Below are 12,431 nucleotides of genomic sequence, written 5' to 3'. Positions count from 1 at the left end.
GATTGCGGTTTGACGGCTTGAAACCAATGCCTTGAAGGCAATGCGCGCGCGGCTCAGACCTTTTCGGTCAGCCGCAGCGTCAGCACCTCGAGAATCATGCGGGCGGTCGAAATATTGGTGGCGCACGGCACGTTATGGACGTCGCACGCGCGCACCAGCGCGTTGATATCCGGTTCGTGCGGCTGCGGCGTCATCGGGTCGCGCAGGAAGATCACCATGTCGACGTGGCCCTCCGCGAGCTGCGCGCCGATCTGCAGGTCGCCGCCGTGCGGACCCGACAGCATCTTCTCGACCTGCAAGCCATGCGCCTGCGAAATCCGCGTGCCGGTCGTACCGGTCGCGACGATGTCGCAGCGCCTGAGCGTATCCACGTATTCGCCCGCGAGTTTGACGATATCGTCTTTCTTGTGGTCGTGCGCGATCAGCGCGATGCGGGTGGTCATGACGTAAGGCTCCTTGCCGGGCTTCGTTGCGTTGTTGTGGTTGTGGTTCTGGACGTGGTGAATCCATGCTGGCCGGACAGCCTGTCCCGTGCTGCCCAGCCGCTACCGCTCATGACGGACGCGGCGTGCCGCTTCAGAACGTGCCTGGATAGGCGCCGCCATCGAGCAGCCAGTTCTGGCCGGTGATGAAGCCCGCATGCACGCTGCACAGGAATGCGCACGCGCGGCCGAACTCGTCGCGATTGCCGAAGCGGCCCGCGGGAATACTCTCCATGCGCTGCTTGCGCGCTTCCTCGAAGGAGATGTTGTTTGCCTTGGCCTGGGCGCTGACGGTGGTGGCAATGCGGTCCGTGTCGAACAGCCCCGGCAGCAGATTGTTGATGGTCACGCCGTCGCGTGCCACCTTGCGCGCCGCGCCGGCCACGAAGCCGGTCAGCCCCGAGCGCGCACCGTTGGACAGGCCCAGTACGTCGATGGGCGCCTTCACCGCCGAGCTGGTGATATTGACGATGCGGCCAAAGCCGCGCGCGATCATGGGGTCGATGGTCGCGCGGATCAGTTCGATCGGCGTCAGCATGTTGCCTTCGAGCGCGCGGATCCAGTCGTCGTGCGTGTACTGGCGGAAGTCTCCCGGCGGCGGCCCGCCTGCATTGTTGACGAGGATGTCCGGCTGCGGACAGGCGGCCAGCGCGGCGGCACGGCCTTCCGGCGTGGTAATGTCGCAGGCGACGGTCTTCACGTCGACGCCGCTTTGCTGGCGGATTTCCGCGGCTGTGGCCTCGAGCGTTTCGGCCGTGCGGGCGAGGATCACCAGATTCACGCCCTCGGCGGCGAGCGCTTCCGCGCAGCCGCGGCCCAGACCTTTGCTTGCCGCGCAAACCAGCGCGGTGCGTCCTGCGATTCCCATGTCCATGTCGATGTCCTCGGTGGTGTTTGCGGCCCTGCTGCCTGCGCGCCCGGGCGGCTGGCGGGCGCAGTTTCCCCCGATTCTAGAAGAATCGGTGCCGGACTGCCGCTGCTGCCCACAATCTCCGGTATCTTCCGACGGTACTTTCGGTAAACTTGCAGCCGTGGCGCGCCTGCCCGCCGGCTCTTGCAGCGGTTCGGGCCGCCGACCGATTCCGGACCGATTCCTCTTGCCGCCTCTCGCGCCCTCGCCATGACACAGGACAGCCGCTTTCCCAATCTTTTCATCCTCGACCACCCGCTGATCCAGCACAAGCTGTCGCACATGCGCGACCGCGACACGTCGACCCGCACCTTCCGCGAGCTGCTGCGCGAGATCACGCTGCTGATGGGCTACGAAATCACCCGCAACCTGCCCATGACGACGCGCCGCGTCACCACCCCGCTCGTCGAAATCGACGCGCCGGTGATCGCCGGCAAGAAGCTGGCCATCGTGCCGGTGCTGCGGGCGGGCATCGGCATGTCGGACGGCTTGCTGGAGCTGATTCCCTCGGCGCGCGTCGGACATATCGGGGTGTACCGCGCCGACGATCACCGGCCGGTCGAATATCTGGTGCGGCTGCCGGATCTGGAGGACCGCATCTTCATCCTGTGCGATCCGATGGTGGCGACCGGCTATTCGGCAGCGCACGCGGTTGACGTGCTCAAGCGCCGCAAGGTGGCCGGCGAAAACATCATGTTCCTCGCGCTGGTGGCGGCGCCCGAAGGCGTCAAGGTGTTCCAGGACGCGCATCCGGACGTGAAACTGTACGTGGCCTCGCTCGATTCGCATCTGAACGAACACGCCTATATCGTGCCGGGCCTGGGCGACGCCGGCGACCGGTTATTCGGCACGAAGAACTGACATTGCTCGCGCGCAGGAGGCGCAAAACGGCTCCGCAGCCCGCCAGGGCACCTTCTTTGCGCCACCTGCCGCACTGCCGCAACCTCGCGGCATGATAAAATTCGGATCCGCTTATCGAGCGGCTCAACTTGCACAATCGCCCGGCGCATCGCGCCTTTGCGGGGTCCGCGCAAGCCGGCGCGGGGCGCTTGAACGGTTTCTTCCACGTTTTGGCACAGCCGGCCAGCACCGCGCCGCCTCTACCGCGTTGCGTGCGGCACCGTCCGTATGGTCAGTCCAGACGGTCCGGTCCGGAAAGCCGGGCGCTTCAGCTTCAAGGTGAACACAGTCTGACATCGAGGCGCGCCTTCTCAAGCGCCCGACATCGCAACGACAATTGCACTATGCGTGCGCCCCGCTGGCGCGCGCGATGGAGAAAGGTATGGCGGGTCATTCGAAATGGGCCAACATCAAGCATAAGAAAGCAGCGGCCGATGCCAAGCGCGGCAAGGTGTGGACGCGGCTCATCAAGGAAATTCAGGTTGCCGCCCGCATGGGTGGGGGTGATATCGACTCCAATCCGCGTCTGCGGCTCGCGGTCGAAAAGGCGTATGACGCCAACATGCCGAAGGACAACGTCAATCGCGCCATTCAGCGTGGCGTTGGCGGCGTCGATGGCGCAAGCTACGAAGAAATCCGCTACGAAGGCTACGGCATCGGCGGTGCGGCCGTGATTGTCGACACGATGACCGACAACCGCACACGTACCGTCGCGGAAGTGCGTCACGCGTTCTCGAAGAACGGCGGCAACATGGGCACGGACGGCTCGGTGTCGTTCATGTTCGATCACATCGGCCAGTTCCTGTTTGCGCCGGGCACGCCCGAAGACAAGCTGATGGAAGCCGCGCTCGAAGCCGGCGCCGACGACGTGATGACGAACGAGGACGGCAGCATCGAGGTGGTCTGTCCGCCGAACGATTTCCCGAAGGTGAAGACCGCGCTCGAAGCCGCCGGCTTCAAGGCGGAACTGGCCGAAGTCACGATGAAACCTCAGACGGAAGTCGAGTTCACCGGTGACGACGCGCTCAAGATGCAAAAGCTGCTCGACGCCCTGGAAAATCTGGACGACGTGCAGGAAGTCTATACAAACGCGGCCATCGCCGACGAGTAAGCGTAGCGCGGCAGCGGTCTGGCACGCCGCCCGTCGGTTCGCTGCGGCGGGTTGGGCGCGAGTGGTACGCGAATGGCCCATCAGCCGCATGTCTGTCGCGTGCCGTTGCGTGCCGGTCGCGTACCGGTTGCGCGAGGTTGGGTTTGCATTGCGGTGCCACGGGCTGACTGTTCGCCTCGTGCGAAGGTTGCGGAATTTCACGGCTGACGCCACCCCGTCAGCCGTTCATGGTTATTAGTCTTCGGGGATTTACATGAAGTTACTCGTCGTCGGTTCCGGCGGTCGCGAACACGCACTCGCCTGGAAGCTCGCGCAATCGCCGCGGGTCCAGCTCGTCTACGTGGCGCCCGGCAACGGCGGCACTGCCCAGGACGAGCGTCTGCTCAACATCGACATCACCGAGCCGGCTGCGCTCGCTGATTTCGTCGAAAAAGAACAGATCGCTTTCACTCTGGTTGGGCCGGAAGCGCCGCTCGCGGCGGGCATCGTCAATCTGTTCCGCTCGCGTGGTCTGAAGATTTTCGGACCCACGAAGGAAGCGGCGCAGCTCGAAAGCTCGAAGGACTTCGCGAAAGCCTTCATGAAGCGCCATGCCATCCCGACCGCCGAATACGAAACCTTCGCCGACGTCGCCGCCGCCCACGCGTATCTGGACGCCAAGGGCGCGCCGATCGTGATCAAGGCCGACGGTCTGGCCGCCGGCAAGGGCGTGGTGGTCGCGCAGACGCTGGAAGAAGCGCACCAGGCCGTCGACATGATGCTGTCGGACAACAAGCTCGGCGACGCAGGCGCGCGGGTGGTGATCGAAGAATTCCTCGCTGGCGAAGAGGCGAGCTTCATCGTCATGGTGGACGGCAAGCATGTGCTGCCGCTCGCCTCCAGCCAGGACCACAAGCGTTTGCTGGACGGCGACCAGGGCCCGAACACGGGCGGCATGGGCGCCTACTCGCCCGCGCCGATTGTCACGCCGCAATTGCATGCTCGCGTGATGCGCGAAATCATCCTGCCCACCGTACGCGGCATGGAGAAGGAAGGCATCCGCTATACCGGTTTCCTGTATGCGGGTCTGATGATCGACGCGCACGGCAATCCGAAAACCCTCGAATTCAATTGCCGGATGGGCGACCCGGAAACGCAGCCGATCATGGCGCGCCTGAAGGGCGATTATTCGAAGGTCGTAGAGCAGGCGATTGCGGGCACGCTCGACACGGTGGAGCTGGAATGGGACCGTCGCACCGCGCTCGGCGTCGTGCTGGCCGCGCATAACTATCCCGACACGCCGCGCAAGGGCGACCGCATCAACGACATTCCGGCTGAAACGGATGACTCGGTAACCTTCCATGCGGGCACCACGTTTGCGGACGGCAAGCTGACCACCGCCGGCGGCCGCGTGCTGTGCGTGGTGGGCCTCGCGGATTCGGTGCGCAGCGCACAGTCGGTCGCGTACGAGGCCATCAACCAGATCTCGTTCGACGGCATGCAGTACCGCCGCGACATCGGCTATCGGGCGCTGAACCGCAAACATAGCTGAACGAGAGCCGGGTTCTTTGGGCACCACACCCGGGGATGCCCGCAGACGCCCGCGGCGCCATCGGCGCTACACTTCAGGTGTCCTGCGGTTGCCCGGAATGCCCGTGACAAGCCCGTAGATCCAGCGCAACCACGGGTCTCGGGCAACCGCTCCGCCGGCGCGTTGTGCGCAACGCCCGGCCGCCTCCTTTAACGTATCAGCGCGCGACCCGCCCGGCGCGCCGTTCCACACTGACCTGTTCATGACGGACTCGAACTACGACGTACAGGCCGTACGTAGCTGGCTGCAAGGCCTGCAGACGCACATCGCCGAGACGCTCGGCGCGTTCGACGGCACGCCGTTCGCCACCGACGCGTGGCAACGCGCGCCCGGCGAAAAGCTGCGCGGCGGCGGCACGACGCGGATTCTGGAAGGCGGCAAGTTCTTCGAGCGCGCGGGAGTCGGCTTTTCGGATGTAGCCGGCGACACACTGCCTGGCTCGGCCAGCGCCGCGCGTCCGCAACTCGCCGGCCGTGGTTTTGAGGCGATGGGCGTGTCGCTCGTGCTGCATCCGCACAATCCGTACTGTCCGACCGTGCACATGAACGTGCGCCTGCTGATTGCCACCAAAGAAGGCGAGCCGCCGGTGTTCTGGTTCGGCGGCGGCATGGATCTGACGCCCTATTACGGCTTCGAGGAAGACGCGCAGCATTTCCACCGCGTCTGCCGGGATGCGCTGCAGCCGTATGGCGACGAACTGTATCCGCGTTTCAAGCGCTGGTGCGACGAGTACTTCTTCCTCAAGCATCGCAACGAGCCGCGTGGCATCGGCGGTATTTTCTTCGACGATTTTTCGGAGCCGGGCTTCGACAAGTCGTTCGAGATGCTGCAAAGCGTCGGCAACCGCTTCCTGGACGCGTATCTGCCGATCATCGAACAGCGTCGCGACACGCCGTACGGTGAAGCGCAGCGCGATTTCCAGGCCTACCGGCGCGGCCGTTACGTCGAATTCAACCTCGTCTTCGACCGTGGCACACTGTTTGGGCTGCAAAGCGGTGGACGGACCGAATCGATCCTGATGTCGATGCCACCTGTGGTGAACTGGCGCTATAACTGGCAGCCACAACCCGGCTCGCCGGAAGCACGCCTTTACAGCGATTTTCTCGTGCCGCGCGAGTGGGTCTGACGGCCTTGCCGCCGCTCGCCGCATCGCCTGCCCGCCCGTCACGACAAAGGACTCTCACCTGAAGCCGAACGCACACCTCGTTGCCCTGCCCCGCCGGATCGGCCTCCTGGGCGGCACCTTCGACCCGATCCACGACGGCCATCTGGCGCTCGCGCGGCGTTTTGCCGAGGTGTTGCAGCTGACCGAACTGGTGCTGCTACCGGCCGGCCAGCCGTGGCAGAAGCCGGAGGTCTCGCCGGCCGCCGATCGCCTCGCGATGACCCGCGCGGCGGCAGACTCGCTGCGGCTACCCGGCGTCAAGGTGAGCGTCGCCACTGACGAGATCCACCACGACGGCCCCACTTACACGGTGGAAACACTGCAGCGCTGGCGCGACAGAGAACAGCAACAGGAAGACCCCCAAGCCTCGCTGTCGATGCTGATCGGCGCCGATCAACTCGTGCATCTCGACACGTGGCGCGACTGGCGGCGTCTGTTCGAGTTCGCCCATATCTGCGCGGCCACCCGCCCGGGCTTCGAACTCGACTCGATCCCGCCCGCGGTTGCCGCGGAGATCGCCGCGCGCGAGGCCAGCGCGCAGGTACTGCAAGCAACACCCTGTGGTCATCTGCTGATCGATACCACGCTGGCCTTCGACGTTTCGGCCACCGATATCCGCACCCATCTGCGCGAACGTCTGGTCCAGCATGCCGGCGGCCAGCAACTGAACGAGGCCGCGAGCCATGTCCCCACTGCGGTGTGGGACTATATTCTTCAACATCATCTGTACCACCGGTAACCCTATGGATATTCGCAAACTGCAACGCGCGATCGTCGACGCCCTCGAAGACGTGAAAGCGCAAGACATCAAGGTGTTCAACACCAGCCATCTGACCGGGCTGTTCGACCGCGTCATCGTCGCCTCCGGCACCTCGAACCGCCAGACCAAGGCGCTCGCTTCCAGCGTGCGCGAAAAGGTCAAGGAGAATGGCGGCGAGATCATCAGCGTCGAAGGTGAAGACGTGGGCGAATGGGTGCTGGTGGATTGCGGCGACGCCGTCGTGCACATCCTGCAACCGGCCCTGCGCCAGTACTACAACCTCGAAGAGATCTGGGGCGACAAGCCGGTGCGCGTCAAGCTCGCCACGTCCAGCCCGTTCGGCGGCGCCCGTTCGAGCGAGCCGGACGAGGACGACGAAGAGGACGAAGCACCCGCTGCAGCGAAACCGGCACGCAAGACGCCGGCGCGCCGTCGTTGAGCGCGTGACAGCGTTGCCGTACGCAAGCTTGACCGTTCGTTAGCGATTAGATCCGCGATGAAATTGCATATCCTCGCCGTCGGTCACAAGATGCCCGACTGGATCGCCAGCGGCTTCGACGAATACGCGAAACGCATGCCGCCCGAGCTGCGCATCGAGCTGCGCGAAATCAAGCCCGAGCAGCGTTCGTCGGGGCGTCCTGCGGAAAGCGTGATGGCGGCCGAGCGCCAGAAGATCGAAGCGGCGTTGCCGAAGAACGCGCGCATCGTCGCGCTCGACGAACGCGGCAAGGACTGGACCACGATGCAACTGGCCGCCGCCCTGCCCGGCTGGCAGCAGGACGGACGCGACGTCGCGTTCCTGATCGGCGGCGCGGACGGCCTCGATCCCGACCTCAAGGCGCGCGCCGACATGCTGCTGCGCGTCTCCAGCCTGACGCTGCCGCACGCAATGGTCCGCGTGCTGCTCGCCGAACAGCTTTACCGCGCGTGGACCATCACGCAAAATCATCCCTATCACCGCGTGTAGGCACGCGCTCCGTGTCGCGCCCGCGAAGACCATCCGCGTGCCGCATGTCACGCACGCTGCGTCCGGACACGCTCTCCCGATACACTTTCGACTCACGCGCAGCCGGCGCGGCGTGAACGTGCGCGTGAATCACGCGTGCGTGTCAGTCGCGGCCTGACCGCAGACTCGCCGCCCGGGATAGCCACATCAATCAGCCTCACGCATCGGTCACACGCTGCGCTTTAACGGAACCCCTGTATGTCCGCCTCGACTACCGCCTTGCATCCATTCATCTATCTCGCCTCGCAGAGCCCGCGCCGCCAGGAGCTGCTGCAACAGCTCGGCGTGCGCTACGAATTGCTGCTGCCGCGTCCGGATGAAGATGCCGAAGCGCTTGAAGCGGAGTGGCCTGGCGAGCGCGCCCACGACTACGTGGTGCGCGTCTGCAGGGCCAAGGCCGAAGCGGCGCGCGCGCGTCTCATGGCAGGCACGCATCGCGCGGCGCCGATCCTCGTCGCCGATACGACCGTGACGATCGACGACGCCATTCTCGGCAAGCCCGCCAATGCCGACGACGCCCTCGCCATGCTCACGCGCCTCGCCGGCCGTGATCACGAAGTGCTGACGGCGCTGGCCGTCGTCGATGCGAACGGTGTGTTGCTGCCCGCGGCCCTGTCGGTGTCGCGCGTGCGTTTTGCTGCGGTGCAAGCCGACGCGCTGGCGCGCTACGTGGCGAGCGGCGAGCCGTTCGGCAAGGCGGGCGCTTATGGCGTACAAGGGCGCGCCGCGGAGTTTATCGAGCATATTGAAGGGTCCTATTCAGGTATCATGGGTTTGCCACTTTATGAAACCGCTGCACTGCTACGCGCGGCGCGCATCGACTTCTAGAACAACACCATGAATGAAGAAATCCTGATCAATGTCACGCCGCAGGAAACGCGCGTCGCGCTCGTCCAGCAGGGCGCCGTCCAGGAACTTCACGTCGAACGCACGCTGTCGCGCGGACGCGTCGGCAACGTCTATCTAGGCAAGGTGGTCCGGGTGTTGCCCGGCATGCAATCCGCGTTTATCGACATCGGACTCGAACGCGCGGCGTTCCTGCATGTCGCGGACATCTGGCATCCGCGCCTTGCCGGCGAACCGCAGCAACAAGTGCCCCATCAGCCTATCGAGAAGATCGTCTTCGAAGGTCAGACCTTGATGGTGCAGGTCGTCAAAGACCCGATCGGCACCAAAGGTGCGCGGCTGTCCACCCAGGTCAGCATTGCGGGCCGCACGCTGGTGTATCTGCCGCAGGAACCGCACATCGGCATTTCACAGAAGATCGAAAGCGAAGCCGAGCGCGAAGCGATTCGCGCGCGCCTGACTGCCGTGCTGCCCGCCGACGAGAAAGGCGGCTACATCGTGCGCACCATCGCCGAAGATGCCACCAGCGAAGAACTCGCCGGCGATGTCGCGTATCTGCGCAAGACGTGGGCAACGATCCTCTCGCAAGGCCAGCGCATGCCGCCGACAAGCCTGCTCTATCAGGATCTGAATCTTGCCCAGCGTGTGCTGCGCGATTTCGTCAATGACGAGACCACCCGCATTCAGGTAGATTCGCGCGAGACCTTCCAGATGCTGTCCGACTTCGCGGCGGAGTTCACGCCGGCGGTGTCGTCGAAGTTGCATCATTACACCGGCGAAAGACCCCTCTACGATCTGTACAACATCGAAACGGAAATCCAGCGCGCGCTGTCACGGCGCGTCGATCTGAAATCCGGCGGCTATCTCGTGATCGACCAGACCGAGGCGATGACGACCATCGACGTGAACACGGGCGGCTATGTCGGCGCGCGCAATTTCGACGACACGATCTTCAAGACCAACCTCGAAGCCGCGCATACGATTGCGCGGCAATTGCGGCTGCGTAATCTGGGCGGCGTGATCATCATCGACTTCATCGACATGGAAAACGTCGAGCATCGCGACCAGGTGCTCGGCGAGTTGAAGAAGGCCCTGGCACGCGATCGCACGCGCGTCACGGTCAACGGTTTTTCACAGCTCGGCCTCGTGGAGATGACCCGCAAACGTACCCGCGAATCGCTCGCACACGTGCTGTGCGAGCCTTGTCCGGTTTGCCAGGGCAAGGGGCAGGTGAAGACGGCGCGCACGGTCTGCTACGACGTGTTGCGTGAAATTCTGCGCGAGTCGCGCCAGTTCAATCCGCGCGAGTTCCGGGTGGTGGCTTCCCAGCAGGTGATCGACCTGTTCCTCGAGGAAGAGTCTCAACATCTGGCCATGCTGATCGACTTTATCGGCAAGCCGGTGTCGTTGCAGGTGGAATCGAATCTGAGTCAGGAGCAGTACGATATTGTCTTGATGTAGGAGCAGCAGCTCCACCATCCGGTTTTCAGCAGGACGGGGCCACCGCGCCCCTACTCCCTCTGGCCGCCCCCACGGGGTGCCGGCGCGCCCCGGTACTGACTCTCAAACGTTTCATGCATGCGCCTGAGCAGCGACAAATACGGTCGCCCTTGCTCGCTAGCCACAAGTCGCGCCGCCACGCTATTGGTTTCATCCCATAGCCGCTCGAATTTTTCTCGTGCTAACGTAACAGGCAGCTTCGAGGCAATCAGGTCAGCGAAATCTTTTTCGATCGCCTCCGGTGTACGGGCAGGCTTAGCTGTCGTCTCAGGCATGGCGTGGTCACCGAACGCGTTTCAGGTTCTCTCCGACCACCGCCACGCCGCGACGCGTGCCCGTGATGGGAAGTCCAGACTTACAACGGGGTAAGGCGCACGCACAACGTCCATGCAAGGCCGGTTGCAGCGCCCGAGCTTTTACAGTCATTGTACTGTCACGGCAGTGCAAGACTGGCTCGGCAGAATCCCGAACACAACGAAAATAGAAGCTACGGGGCTTGAGCGTGACCAATAAATATAAAGTGCTGTTTCTCTGTCGTGAGAATTCGGCGCGCAGCATCATCGCGGAAGCATTGCTGCGTGAGCTAGCGGGCGATCGTTTCGAGGTATTCAGTGCGGGTTCGGAGCCTGCCGCGCGGGTCCATGCGCTCGCGATTGCGCAACTGCGCCCGGGCATTTCCGAACTCGGCCTGCTCGCGCCAAAGAGCTGGCTGGAGTTCACCGGCGAATGGGCACCGCGTATGGACCTGATCATCGCGCTCGACGAGCGCGTCGCCGAATACCATGCCCCCGCCTTTCCGGGCAAGCCGGTGTTCGCCAACTGGGAGTTCGCCGATCCGCTCGCCGAAGGCATGACGCCGGCCGAGCGAAACCGCTCGTTCGAAAAAGTCTTCTGGCAAATCGTGCGCCGCGTCACGCTGTTCATGGAACTGCCGCGCTACGCGTTACCCGCCCCGGAAGACACGCCGACGCGCGAGCCGGTTGCTCTTGCCGGCGACGTGGTGTGCTCGGGCTGCGTCAATTTGACCTGAGCGCGCGACGCGTATCCGCGAATCAAGTAGCTAGCGGGGTAAGTGGGGCAAGTGGGCGGGTAACAAAACCCGTCCACCGAGTGAGGCGTTTACTCCGTAGCCCGCGCAAGGCAGCAGAAAGCCGCTAAACGCACACGCCCGTAGCGCGCTGCACAAAGCGAATGGTTTCAGCCACTTGCATCCGTTGCCCGCGAATTGTCCACAGCCTTGCAAACAGATTATGTGGATAACTCGTGCGCACCCTGTGCGAAGTGGCATCGCCGATGCAGTGCGGGTTTTCAGGGCGTGCGCCGCCCGCGATCACGCGGCGCGAACACGGCTTTCCGCAGTTTCGCGCGCGGGCGCGAAAGCGCCGCTGCGCACGCCAAGCAAGCGCGCGAAACTGAGGCTATGCTATGGCCTCCGACCCACCCAAGGAAGCTCCCATGACACAGACTACAGGATCCATGATTACCTTTAAGCGTCCCGACGGCAAAGACGTGCAAGGCTATCTCGCCAAGCCGCAAAAGCTCGAAGGCGCGCCCGCCATTGTCGTGATTCAGGAATGGTGGGGCTTGAACGACCAGATTCGCGGCGTTGCAGACCGGTACGCCCAGGCCGGTTATCTCGCGCTGGTCCCTGACCTCTACCGCGGCAAAATGACCGTCGAAAAGGAAGAGGCTCATCACCTGATGAGCGGGCTCGACTTTGGCGACGCCGCTTCCCAGGACATCCGCGGCGCCGTTCAGTATCTGAAGACGCAAACCGCACAAGTTGCCGTCACCGGCTACTGCATGGGCGGCGCGCTGACCTTGCTGACGCTTACGCAGACTCCGGAGGTGTCGGCCGGTGTCGTGTGGTACGGCTGCCCCCCGCTCGAGTACATCGACGCGTCCAAAATCAAGGTGCCGGTGCTGGCGCACTGGGCCACACAAGATGCGTTCTTCCCGATCACGACAATCGACGATCTCGACAAGAAACTGGCCGAGGCAAAGGTCGACTATGAGTCGCATCGCTATCTGGCTGCGCATGCGTTCGCCAACGAAACGGCGGTTGGACACGGCCGCATCGCCGAGACGCAATATGACCCGGTCTGGGCACAGCTCGCATGGGATCGCACGCTGACTTTCTTCGGCCGCACCTTGTGGTCGAAGCCGGCGTAAGCCGCAGCG

Annotated in this window: 13 protein-coding genes; 11 read left to right on the top strand and 2 right to left on the bottom strand. The window is 63.9% G+C overall.

Going from position 1 to position 12,431, the window contains the following annotated elements:
• Window positions 1-53 precede the first annotated feature (53 nt).
• Both VGH41_RS12070 and VGH41_RS12065 read right to left on the bottom strand, forming a co-directional pair.
• Window positions 54-443, bottom strand: coding sequence for a methylglyoxal synthase (locus VGH41_RS12070; protein WP_331597664.1), 390 nt, complete (start codon window positions 441-443; stop codon window positions 54-56).
• Between the two features lie 133 nt (window positions 444-576).
• The gene (locus tag VGH41_RS12065; protein WP_331597663.1) at window positions 577-1,356 is read right to left on the bottom strand and encodes an SDR family oxidoreductase; all 780 of its coding nucleotides are present in this window, start codon (window positions 1,354-1,356) and stop codon (window positions 577-579) included.
• 246 nt (window positions 1,357-1,602) lie between these two features.
• Here VGH41_RS12065 and upp point away from each other — a divergent pair, with 246 nt between their 5' ends.
• The 11 genes from upp (at window position 1,603) to VGH41_RS12010 (ending at window position 12,422) form a co-directional block, all read left to right on the top strand.
• The gene (gene upp / locus VGH41_RS12060; protein WP_331597662.1) at window positions 1,603-2,253 is read left to right on the top strand and encodes a uracil phosphoribosyltransferase; all 651 of its coding nucleotides are present in this window, start codon (window positions 1,603-1,605) and stop codon (window positions 2,251-2,253) included.
• A gap of 421 nt (window positions 2,254-2,674) precedes the next feature.
• Window positions 2,675-3,403: a YebC/PmpR family DNA-binding transcriptional regulator gene (locus VGH41_RS12055; protein ID WP_331597661.1), complete on the top strand. Its 729-nt coding sequence runs from the start codon at window positions 2,675-2,677 to the stop codon at window positions 3,401-3,403.
• Window positions 3,404-3,656: 253 nt separating this feature from the next.
• Window positions 3,657-4,934 carry a phosphoribosylamine--glycine ligase gene (gene purD / locus VGH41_RS12050; protein ID WP_331597660.1) on the top strand — a complete coding sequence of 426 codons (1,278 nt, stop codon included), beginning with the start codon at window positions 3,657-3,659 and terminating at the stop codon, window positions 4,932-4,934.
• A gap of 241 nt (window positions 4,935-5,175) precedes the next feature.
• Window positions 5,176-6,099 carry an oxygen-dependent coproporphyrinogen oxidase gene (gene hemF / locus VGH41_RS12045; RefSeq protein WP_331597659.1) on the top strand — a complete coding sequence of 308 codons (924 nt, stop codon included), beginning with the start codon at window positions 5,176-5,178 and terminating at the stop codon, window positions 6,097-6,099.
• A gap of 58 nt (window positions 6,100-6,157) precedes the next feature.
• Window positions 6,158-6,877, top strand: coding sequence for a nicotinate-nucleotide adenylyltransferase (locus VGH41_RS12040; RefSeq protein ID WP_331597692.1), 720 nt, complete (start codon window positions 6,158-6,160; stop codon window positions 6,875-6,877).
• Window positions 6,878-6,881: 4 nt separating this feature from the next.
• On the top strand, window positions 6,882-7,337 hold the full coding sequence (gene rsfS, locus VGH41_RS12035) for a ribosome silencing factor (RefSeq protein WP_331597658.1): 456 nt from the start codon (window positions 6,882-6,884) through the stop codon (window positions 7,335-7,337).
• A gap of 57 nt (window positions 7,338-7,394) precedes the next feature.
• Window positions 7,395-7,865: a 23S rRNA (pseudouridine(1915)-N(3))-methyltransferase RlmH gene (gene rlmH / locus VGH41_RS12030; RefSeq protein WP_331597657.1), complete on the top strand. Its 471-nt coding sequence runs from the start codon at window positions 7,395-7,397 to the stop codon at window positions 7,863-7,865.
• 237 nt (window positions 7,866-8,102) lie between these two features.
• Window positions 8,103-8,732 carry a Maf family protein gene (locus VGH41_RS12025; protein WP_331597656.1) on the top strand — a complete coding sequence of 210 codons (630 nt, stop codon included), beginning with the start codon at window positions 8,103-8,105 and terminating at the stop codon, window positions 8,730-8,732.
• Between the two features lie 9 nt (window positions 8,733-8,741).
• The gene (rng, locus tag VGH41_RS12020) at window positions 8,742-10,211 is read left to right on the top strand and encodes a ribonuclease G (RefSeq protein ID WP_331597655.1); all 1,470 of its coding nucleotides are present in this window, start codon (window positions 8,742-8,744) and stop codon (window positions 10,209-10,211) included.
• Window positions 10,212-10,752: 541 nt separating this feature from the next.
• Window positions 10,753-11,280: an arsenate reductase ArsC gene (locus VGH41_RS12015; RefSeq protein WP_331597654.1), complete on the top strand. Its 528-nt coding sequence runs from the start codon at window positions 10,753-10,755 to the stop codon at window positions 11,278-11,280.
• Between the two features lie 425 nt (window positions 11,281-11,705).
• The gene (locus tag VGH41_RS12010; RefSeq protein ID WP_331597652.1) at window positions 11,706-12,422 is read left to right on the top strand and encodes a dienelactone hydrolase family protein; all 717 of its coding nucleotides are present in this window, start codon (window positions 11,706-11,708) and stop codon (window positions 12,420-12,422) included.
• Window positions 12,423-12,431: the final 9 nt, after the last annotated feature.

The sequence above is a fragment of the Paraburkholderia sp. genome, from assembly GCF_036488795.1.
Taxonomy (GTDB): domain Bacteria; phylum Pseudomonadota; class Gammaproteobacteria; order Burkholderiales; family Burkholderiaceae; genus Paraburkholderia.
The sequence above is the reverse complement of the archived record's forward strand: the minus strand, read 5'-3'. Positions and strand labels throughout refer to the sequence as shown.

Excerpts from the sequence above, each read along its gene's own strand:
- VGH41_RS12010 (WP_331597652.1), top strand. The coding sequence starts at position 11,706 with ATGACACAGACTACAGGATCCATGATTACCTTTAAGCGTCCCGACGGC.
- purD (WP_331597660.1), top strand. The coding sequence starts at position 3,657 with ATGAAGTTACTCGTCGTCGGTTCCGGCGGTCGCGAACACGCACTCGCC.
- VGH41_RS12070 (WP_331597664.1), bottom strand. The coding sequence starts at position 443 with ATGACCACCCGCATCGCGCTGATCGCGCACGACCACAAGAAAGACGAT.
- rsfS (WP_331597658.1), top strand. The coding sequence starts at position 6,882 with ATGGATATTCGCAAACTGCAACGCGCGATCGTCGACGCCCTCGAAGAC.
- rlmH (WP_331597657.1), top strand. The coding sequence starts at position 7,395 with ATGAAATTGCATATCCTCGCCGTCGGTCACAAGATGCCCGACTGGATC.
- upp (WP_331597662.1), top strand. The coding sequence starts at position 1,603 with ATGACACAGGACAGCCGCTTTCCCAATCTTTTCATCCTCGACCACCCG.
- hemF (WP_331597659.1), top strand. The coding sequence starts at position 5,176 with ATGACGGACTCGAACTACGACGTACAGGCCGTACGTAGCTGGCTGCAA.
- rng (WP_331597655.1), top strand. The coding sequence starts at position 8,742 with ATGAATGAAGAAATCCTGATCAATGTCACGCCGCAGGAAACGCGCGTC.
- VGH41_RS12065 (WP_331597663.1), bottom strand. The coding sequence starts at position 1,356 with ATGGACATGGGAATCGCAGGACGCACCGCGCTGGTTTGCGCGGCAAGC.
- VGH41_RS12025 (WP_331597656.1), top strand. The coding sequence starts at position 8,103 with ATGTCCGCCTCGACTACCGCCTTGCATCCATTCATCTATCTCGCCTCG.
- VGH41_RS12055 (WP_331597661.1), top strand. The coding sequence starts at position 2,675 with ATGGCGGGTCATTCGAAATGGGCCAACATCAAGCATAAGAAAGCAGCG.